The sequence below is a fragment of the Aquitalea magnusonii genome (genome assembly GCF_003202035.1).
GTDB lineage: Bacteria > Pseudomonadota > Gammaproteobacteria > Burkholderiales > Chromobacteriaceae > Aquitalea > Aquitalea magnusonii.
Window position 1 is genome coordinate 1 of sequence record NZ_QJKC01000001.1, and the last position, 9,017, is coordinate 9,017.

At 61.0% G+C, this 9,017-nt stretch carries 5 protein-coding genes; all 5 read left to right on the top strand.

The genetic code is table 11. The features are described from left to right. Window positions 1-1,082: 1,082 nt before the first annotated feature. Complete coding sequence (locus DFR38_RS00005; RefSeq protein WP_059286810.1) at window positions 1,083-1,646, top strand: BPSL1445 family SYLF domain-containing lipoprotein; 564 nt, start codon at window positions 1,083-1,085, stop codon at window positions 1,644-1,646. A 419-nt stretch (window positions 1,647-2,065) separates the two neighbouring features. Continuing rightward, window positions 2,066-3,724, top strand: coding sequence for an NAD-dependent malic enzyme (locus tag DFR38_RS00010; protein WP_082693554.1), 1,659 nt, complete (start codon window positions 2,066-2,068; stop codon window positions 3,722-3,724). 303 nt (window positions 3,725-4,027) lie between these two features. Further along, window positions 4,028-5,710, top strand: a complete 1,683-nt coding sequence (locus tag DFR38_RS00015) for an aspartate:alanine exchanger family transporter (RefSeq protein ID WP_059286811.1) — start codon at window positions 4,028-4,030, stop codon at window positions 5,708-5,710. A 185-nt stretch (window positions 5,711-5,895) separates the two neighbouring features. Beyond that, a complete protein-coding gene (locus tag DFR38_RS00020; protein ID WP_059286809.1) occupies window positions 5,896-7,719 on the top strand; it encodes an ATP-binding protein in 1,824 nt (607 codons plus the stop codon). A 3-nt stretch (window positions 7,720-7,722) separates the two neighbouring features. Further along, window positions 7,723-9,017 (top strand): sigma-54-dependent transcriptional regulator (locus DFR38_RS00025; RefSeq protein ID WP_110312905.1); only part of this gene is annotated, 1,295 nt, incomplete at its 3' end.

Below are 9,017 nucleotides of genomic sequence, written 5' to 3' on the forward strand. Positions count from 1 at the left end.
AGGGTTTAAGAAGCCCAGCGAAGCATTCTGGGAATGTTGCTTCAATCTGGATATCAGGATTCCAACCACCGTTGCACTTGGCTCTTGAAACCGCCTACCCAAAGAAAAGGCGACCCGCAGCGCGTCGAATTCCCGCCCCAGCCATGCCGCCCAGGGCGCGGCCGGAACTTGCGGCGCGCTACCGTCGCGCCGCTGCGGACAGCCGACCGCTTAACACCCTGAGCGGCAGGTCTGCGTCGGCTCGCGCTGACGGGGCCGGGCCTGCTCCGACAGGTGTTGTTAATCAGAAAAATACCGCACCAACGCGCCCACGGGCCCCGTCAAGCATGCCGACGGGTGGCCGGGGCGAGGTAAGTAATCACCTGCTTTGTCTGGGCGATTTGACCTTAGCCAATCGCGAGTTCAGGCGCGCCTCGCTCCGGGTGGGTCCCGGAGGGTAGCCACAGGCCATGCTTGCGCGGTGGCCTTGGAGGTGAAGGAGGGCTTGGCCAGGCAAGCCCTCTTTGCCGTTGGCCGCGCGGAAGCGGCAATGCAAACCATCATCCGCGCAAGCGGATTCCCGCGCTGCTCTTTCCCTGCTGCTAACTCCCCGCCGGCCACGCAGGGCAGGGCGTAAGCCGTGGCGACGAACTATTCTCGCCGGCGCTATGCCTTTGGCAGAACGGCTCATTTCCGCTCATACCAGAGTCAATTCCAGATTTTGACCGGGTATTTAAGGAAAAGGATGGCTGTCCTGGCGGCGATCCATTCTTATCATCCAGCATTCCCATCTTCAGAAGGTAGCTCCACCACAAGCCATGATCTTGCAAGGCAAGTGCGGCAGTCGCAACCGCGGCACGCTTGCCGGGGCAGGCTGGCTGTGGCTTTGCAAGCATTGAACCATCTGTCTCTCGGCCAGCCCTACTATTTGTTTCCCGTTGACCGCCCTTGCTGTACCAGATGGCCATTGTGTTTTGACCGTAATGATTGGCGTATCGCTTGTCGTGATGTGGTAAAGCGCTGCACCAGTTTGTGCAGGTGGCAGGCTCAGGGCCACCTTAATGTGTTGTGCAGGACCATTTACCCTGAATCGGAGTAATTCCATGATGAAACGTTGCTGTATGACTTTGTCGCTGGTGGTGGCCATGACCGCTTGTACGACCACCGTTCCCTCTCAGCAAGCCAGCAATATGACCAAGTACCAGGCGATTGATGCCGATACCGACGCGGCGCTGAATAATCTTTACCGGCAGGCCAAAGGCTCACGCGAACTGGTGGCCAAGGCAAAGGGTGTGCTGGTATTTCCTTCGGTACTGGCGGCTGGTTTTGTGGTGGGTGCGGCCTATGGTGAAGGTGAGTTGCGCGTTGGCAATCAAACTGCCGGCTATTACAAGACCATGACGGGTTCTATCGGCTTGCAGGCGGGGGCGCAGTCCAAGGCCCTGGTTTTCCTGTTCATGACGCAAGACTCGCTGGATCAATTCCGTAGGGGAAGCGGCTGGACGGCAGGTGTGGATGCCAATGTGGCCTTGCTGAAAGTGGGTGCCGATGGCTCCATAGACACCGAAACGGCCAAGGCACCGGTTATTGGCTTTGTCCTCACCAATGGTGGCCTGATGTTTAATGTTTCCTTGCAGGGGACGAAAGTCTCCAGGCTAAATCCCTGAACCCTGAACCCTGAACCCTGAACCGCGGGCATGTATGAGTATTCATGCATGCCCGCGTATTTTTTGCTGGATGGACAGCCCTTGTCAGGGTGATTTGTCCGCTATGTCGCTACTCGATCCACCGCTCTGGCTGGCCAAGCTGTTCTCCCGCTGATCTTCTGCAACCCGGCAGCCCGCCCAGGCTGGCCGGGTTTTTTCATGCCTGGACAAAAGCCATGAGCAAAGTGCGGACTTCCGCACGCGGGCTGCCGGGCAAAGTACGGCCATGCGTCGGCATGGTTTTTGGACTGGTTAAATATCCATAAAAATCAACAGGATGGCTTTTGTCGAAACACCGTACGGGCTGGCACGCTAGTTGCGATAAGAAGGGCAGCTGAGAAGCTTTCAACTCACCCTTTCGATACAAACTGGAGATTGCCATGACTGTAAAGAACACTTCCGTCAAGAATGACAAGCTGAGCGCCAATGGCCAACACGGCGGCATGCCGCTGTTGCACGAACCCAAGCTGAACAAGGGCACGGCCTATAGCGTGGAAGAGCGCCGCCAGCTGGGTCTGGAAGGGCTGCTGCCGCATGCCGTGGAAAACCTGGACCGTCAGGTTGAACGTGTATTGGCGCATCTGGACGAAAAGGCGGACGATCTGGAACGCTATATTTACCTGATCGGCCTGGAAGACCGTAATGAAACGGTGTTCTACAAGACCATCATGTCCGATCCGAAACGCTTCATCCCGGTGCTGTACGACCCGACCGTGGCCGATGCCTGCGAAACCTTTGGTAACAACTACCGCCGTGCCCGTGGCATGTATATCACCCGCTATATGAAGGGCCGCATGGCCGAGGTGCTGCGCAACTGGCCGGAAAAAGACGTGCGCTTTATCTGCGTGTCTACCGGTGGCCGCATTCTGGGTCTGGGCGATATTGGCGCCAATGGCATGGGCATTCCGATTGGCAAGCTGCAGCTGTATACCGCCTGCGCCGCCGTACCGCCGGCCGGCCTGTTGCCGGTGCTGTTCGACATTGGCACCACCAATGAAACCCTGCGCGCCGACCCCTTCTACATGGGCACCCGCGAAGCCCCGGTTTCCGAAGCCGAGCTGGACGAGCTGACCGAAGAATTCATCCAGGCGGTGCAGGAAGTCTTCCCCAATTGCTGCGTGCATTTTGAAGACTGGAAGGGCACCGACGCCATCCGCATGCTGGATCGCTACAAAGACAAGATCCTCTGCTACAACGATGACATCCAGGGCACCGCCAGTGTGGCACTGGCTGGTATTGCTGCCGGCATGAACATTACCGGTGGCAAGCTGACCGAGCAGCGCGTGATGTTCCTGGGTGCCGGTTCTGCCGGTCTGGGGATTGCCAAGCTGTTCTGCGCCGAGCTGCAAACCCTGGGCCTTAGCGAAGCCGAAGCCCGCAAACAGGTGGCCCTGTTCGACATCAACGGCCTGATCGAGCATTCCCGTACTGACCTGAGCGAAACCCAGAAGCTGTATGCCCGCCCGGCCAAGCCGTGCAAGGACTTTGTGCAAGCCATCCGCGACTTCAAGCCCACCGTGCTGGTAGGGGTGAGCACCAAGGCGCGCGCCTTTACCCGTGAAGTGGTCGAGCTGATGAGCGAGCTGAACGAACAGCCCATCATCTTTGCCCTGTCCAACCCCACCCACAAGGCCGAGTGCAGCGCCGAAGAAGCCTACACCTGGTCGAAGGGCAAGGCGCTGTTTGCCGCTGGCGTGCAGTTCCCCGACTTCGACTACGAAGGCAAGACCTTCCGTCCGGGCCAGGCCAACAACTTCTACATCTACCCGGCCATCGGCCTGGCTACCTACTGCTGCCGCCCGACCCGCCTGAACGACGAATGCTTCATCGTGGCCGCCCACGCCACCGCCGACCAGGTCACGCTGACCCAGCGCGCCAAGGGGATGTTGTTCCCCAGCCAGGAGCAGATTCTGGAAACCGAGGTGACCACGGCGGCGCGCATTGCCGAGTACATGTTTGATTCCGGCCTGGCCCAGGTGGAGCGTCCGCGTGATATCCGCGCCTGGCTTGAGGCGCAGCTGTACAAGCCGCAGTACTGAGAGCAGCTGACAAAACCCCTGCTGCTGCGTTGCGCCGCCTTGCCGTACCACTTGTACTGTCTGCGGCGGCGCGCCTTGCCCCAGGGACGCTACGCTATTTTGTTAGCCGCTCCACAACCCGATAACAGAAAACCCAGCTGCGTTGAGCCGGGGCCTCTACCAGGTTTTGTTAGCGGTTTGAGAGTGGAAGATTGCGCCGCCCGGACAGGGGCGCGTGAATAGCTGACGGGTGCTTCGCGCCTGATGACCTCCGCCGGGCCGGATAGCCGGCTGGCGGTGGTCGACCATACAAAGGTGTCTATCATGGACTACATCATTCATACCCTGCAGAAATACCCGGAGATTGCGATCTATCTGACCATCGCCGTCGGTTTCTGGGTGGGTAACCTCAATCTGGGCAAGTTCAATCTGGGGGTGGTTACCTCCACCTTGCTGGCCGGCCTGTTGATTGGCCAGGTGCATCTGGTGATTCCGGCCGTGCTGCAATCCACCTTCTTTGCCATGTTCCTGTTTGCCGTCGGCTATGCCGTGGGGCCGCAATTCATCCGCGCGCTCAAGAGCGACGGTATCTCGCAGGTGTTCTTTACCGTGCTGGTGTGTGCCTCCGGCCTGTTCACCGCCGTGCTGCTGGGCAAGATGCTGCATTACGATGCCGCGCTCACTGCCGGCTTGCTGTCCGGTGGCTATACCAATTCCACCGTGCTCGGCGTGGCCACCGACCTGCTGAATCAGGCCAGCCAGATGCCCGGTGGCGTGAAAGTGGCCATGGCGCTGATGCCGGTGGCCTATGCCGTGACCTATCCCTTCGGCACCGCCGGTTCGGCCTGGTTTCTGGCGTCCTTCGCCCCGAAAATGCTGGGCTTCAATCTGGTGGAAGAGTGCAAGACCTATGAAAAGGAAAACGGCAGCGGCCACACCGTGGGCAGCACCGCTTACCGCGAGTTTTCCGCCCGTGCCTTTCAGCTGAGCAATGTTGATCTGTTCGACAAGACGGTTTCCGAGGTGGAAGCCCTGTTCAACCACGAAATCTTCGTGCGCCGCGTGCGCCAGGCCGTGGGTGCCAGGATTGTCGATTGCGAAGGCAACACCCGCCTGCAACGCAATGATGTGGTGGCCATTTCCGGCACGCTGACCGCGCTGCTGAAATACCAGCACCATTTCGGCCAGGAAGTGAAAGACGTGCCGCTGCTGGACTTCTCCACCGAGCTGCTCGACCTGGTGGTGACCAGTCGCAAATACGCCGGCAAGACCCTGGGCGACATCACCGGCGAACTGTTCGGCAAACCGGGCCGTGGCCTGTTTCTTACCCGCTTCAGCCGTGGCGATCTGGACATGCCGATGGGGCAGGATGTGGTGGTGCAGCGCGGCGATGTGCTGACCATCCTGGGTGCCAAGCAGGACGTGGCTGTAGTGGCCAAGCAGCTGGGCTATGCCGACCGTCCGCTGGAAAACTCCGACATGGCCTTCATGGGCTTCGGCATCGTGGCCGGCAGCATCCTGGGTGCCATCACCGTGCATGTGGCCGGCATTCCGCTCAGCTTCGGCACTTCGGTAGGCTCCATTGTGGCCGGTATTGTCTGCGGCTATCTGCGTGCGTCCATGCGTACTTTCGGCAAGATCCCCGGCCCGGCGCTGTGGGTGTTCAATAATGTCGGCCTGAACGGTTTTATCGCGGTCATCGGCCTGAACGCCGCCCCCGGCTTCATTGCCGGCCTGCAACAATACGGCCTCACCCTGCTGTTTGCCGGTGCCGTGGTCACCATGGTGCCGCTGATTGTCGGCCTGCTGCTGGGGCGCTTTGTGTTCAAGTTCCACCCCGGCATCCTGCTGGGAGCCTGCGCCGGCGCCCGTTCCACCACCGCTGCGCTGGGTGCGCTGCAGGACGCCGCCCAGAGCAAGGTGCCGGCACTGGGCTATACCGTAGGGTATGCCGTGTCGCGGCTGGTGATGGCCGTGTTCACCATCGTGCTGGTCAACGTGTTCTAGCGCTCTGCTTCCGTATCCTTTCGGTCGTCGTGGTTCTGCCATGACCTTGCCACGCAGATGACCCTGCGTGGCTTTTTTGCTTGCCATGCTGCGGTGCAATAACTGGCGCTGTGGGATAATGCCCCCGCCATGGCTGCAGCAAGGCCGGTTTTTCCAGTCAGACGGGCGTGCGACCCGGAGTTGGTATGAAACGAACCCGTTTTTATCTTTACCTGCTGTTTTCCATGTTGCTGTCGCTGCTGGCCGCCTATGCGGTGTACAGCATCAGCTGGCAGCAGCTGCTGCAGCAAAGGCAGCAGGAATCCGCCCGGCGGCTGGCGCGCAATGCCGGCTTTCTCGAGCACGAGGTGGACAAATACGGCCTGCTGCCGCTGGCGGCATCCTATAACGACACCCTGCGCGAAGCACTGCTGCACGCGGCCGATCCGCCACAGCTGGCGCGTGCCAATGACTACCTGCTGCGGCTCAATCAGGGGGCCGGCTCCTTGCAAGCCTATCTGATGGACCGGCAGGGCAAGGTGATTGCCTCCAGCAACTGGCAGCAAAAAGACAGCTTTGTCGGGCGCAACATCGCCTATCGGCCGTATTTCCAGCAGGCCGCGGCCAACCGCATCACCACCTTTTACGCCGTGGGCACCACCGGCAACGCGACGGGATTTTATCTGGCCACCGGCATCTACCAGGGGGGCGAGCGGCTGGGCGTGGTGGCGATCAAGATCGGGCTGGAACAGCTGGAACATATGTGGGGCAATATCGTCGAGCCCCTGCTGGTGTCTGATTCCAACGGCGTGGTGGTGCTGTCATCGGTGCCGGAATGGAAATACCACGCCACGGTGCCGCTCAGCTTCGAGGCCCGGCTGGCACTGGAAAAAGCCCAGCAGTACAACAAGCAGGTGATCAAGCCACCGCTGTGGCAGCGCAAGGCGGTACTGAACAATCAGGCCAGCCTGGTGCAGATGGGGCAGGGCCGCAGCCGGCACGAATACCTGGCCATCAATCAGACCATACCGGTCAGCGGCATGACGCTGACCATGCTGCTCGATACCCACGAAATACACAGCCTGGCGCTGACCCGTGCGCTGGCCGTGGCCGTGATGGTGGGCTTTGCCTGCCTGCTGCTGCACTCGGTACGGCTGTGGCGCATGGGCATCAAGACCCAGGCCGAAGCCCGCCGCGCCCTGCAGCGCGCGCATGACCAGCTGGAAGAGCAGGTGGAACAGCGCAGCAGCGAGCTGAAGCAGGCCAATGCCAGCCTGAAAATGGAAATCGAAGAACGCATCCAGGCTGCCCGCCAGGTGGAGAACTTCCAGAACGAGCTGATCCGCACTGAAAACCTGGCGGTGATCGGCCAGCTGTCCACCGGCATTGCCCACGAAATCAACCAGCCGCTGGCTGCCTTGTCCGCACTGTCGGCCAATACCGTGCGCTTTCTCGACATCAACGACCTGGCCACCGCGCGGGCCAATCTGGAACGCATCACCGACATCGTGGCGCGGCTGGGCGCGCTGACCGAGCAGCTGAAATCCTTTGCCCGCCGCCCCAGTGGCGAGCGGGAATCGGTCGTGGTGGCCCAGGCGGTGGACAATGCGCTGTTTCTGCTCAATCACCGCCTGAAGAAAACCCGCATCCGGCTGCAACTGCCCGCCCAGCCGGAAGACATCGTGGTGCTGTGCGAGGCTGTACGGCTGGAACAGGTGCTGGTCAACCTGGTCAGCAATGCCATCGACGCGCTGCAGGAAGTGGCCGAGCCGCTGATTGCCATCAGCTGGCAACGCCAGGGCGATATCGTGCGCATCCAGGTACGCGACAACGGCAGCGGCCTGTCAGAACAGGTCAGACAACATATTTTCGAACCCTTCTTTACCACCAAGAAAACCAGCGGGCTGGGGCTGGGCCTGGCGCTGTCCTCGGACATCATCAAGGCCTATGGCGGCGTATTGTCCGCCGACAATCACCCGGATGGCGGGGCGGTGTTCACCATCACGCTCAGACAGAACAAGCAGGAGTAAACCATGAGCAATCTACAAGTACTGGTGATCGAGGACGACCAGGACGTACAGCTGGGCTATGTGCAGGCACTGGGGCTGGACGGTATCCCGGCGCAGGGCTTCGATTCGGTGGAAAAGGCCCGCCGCGCCATCGGCCGTGATTTTGCCGGCATCATCGTCAGCGACATCCGCCTGCCCGGCATGGACGGGCTGGCCTTCATGCAGGAACTGCTGGCCGACGACCCCGACCTGCCGGTCATCCTGATTACCGGCCACGGCGACATCGCCATGGCGGTGCAGGCGATGCGCGATGGCGCTTACGACTTCATCCAGAAACCCTTTCTGCCGCAAGTGCTGGTGTCGGTAGTGCAGCGCGCCATGGAAAAACGCCGGCTGGCGCTGGAAGTGCGCCAGCTGCGCCGCCAGCTGGCCGCCTATGGCGGGCTGGAAAGCCGGCTGATCGGCAACTCCAATGTGATGGCCGAACTGCGCCGGCTGGTGCAGGGTGTGGCCGCCACCCCCACCGACATCCTGATCAATGGCGAAACCGGTGCCGGCAAGGAACTGCTGGCGCGCTGCCTGCACGACCTGTCCGGCCGCAGCGGCCCCTTTGTGGCGCTCAACTGCGGCGGCCTGCCGGAAACCCTGTTCGACAGCGAAATGTTCGGCCACGAAGCCGGCGCGTTTTCCGGGGCCAGCAAGCAACGCATCGGCAAGATCGAATACGCCCAGCATGGCACGCTGTTTCTGGACGAAATCGAAAGCATGAGCATGCCGATGCAGATCAAGCTGCTGCGCGTGCTGCAGGAGCGGGTGATCGAGCGGCTGGGCTCCAACCGGCTGATCCCGGTGGACTTCCGCGTGATTGCCGCCACCAAGGCCGATCTGTCCAAACTGGCCGAAGAAGACAAATTCCGCGCCGACCTGTACTTCCGCCTGAACGTGGTCACGCTGGACCTGCCGCCGCTGCGTGCGCGGCGCGAGGACATACCGCTGCTGTTCGACTACTTTGTCAGCCAGTCCGCCCTGCGCATGAACCGCCCGGCACCGGCCATCACCGCAGAAGTGGTGCGCGACCTGATGGCCTACCACTGGCCGGGCAATGTGCGCGAGCTGCGCAACCAGGCCGACCGCTTTGTACTGGACTTGAAAATGGTGCCGGGCAGCGCCGCCGCCGACAGCCAGCCTACCCTGCACGCCGCGGTGGAATCGTTTGAAAAGGGCATGATTGCCGAAGAACTGCGCAAGCAGGGCGGCAATGTCTCCAAAACCGCCGAAGTGCTGAAAATCGCCAAGACCACGCTATTCGACAAGATCCG

What these genes read in the sequence shown, in the direction of transcription:
- DFR38_RS00005 (WP_059286810.1), top strand. Translation starts at nt 1,083, where the DNA reads ATGATGAAACGTTGCTGTATGACTTTGTCGCTGGTGGTGGCCATGACC.
- DFR38_RS00010 (WP_082693554.1), top strand. Translation starts at nt 2,066, where the DNA reads ATGACTGTAAAGAACACTTCCGTCAAGAATGACAAGCTGAGCGCCAAT.
- DFR38_RS00015 (WP_059286811.1), top strand. Translation starts at nt 4,028, where the DNA reads ATGGACTACATCATTCATACCCTGCAGAAATACCCGGAGATTGCGATC.
- DFR38_RS00020 (WP_059286809.1), top strand. Translation starts at nt 5,896, where the DNA reads ATGAAACGAACCCGTTTTTATCTTTACCTGCTGTTTTCCATGTTGCTG.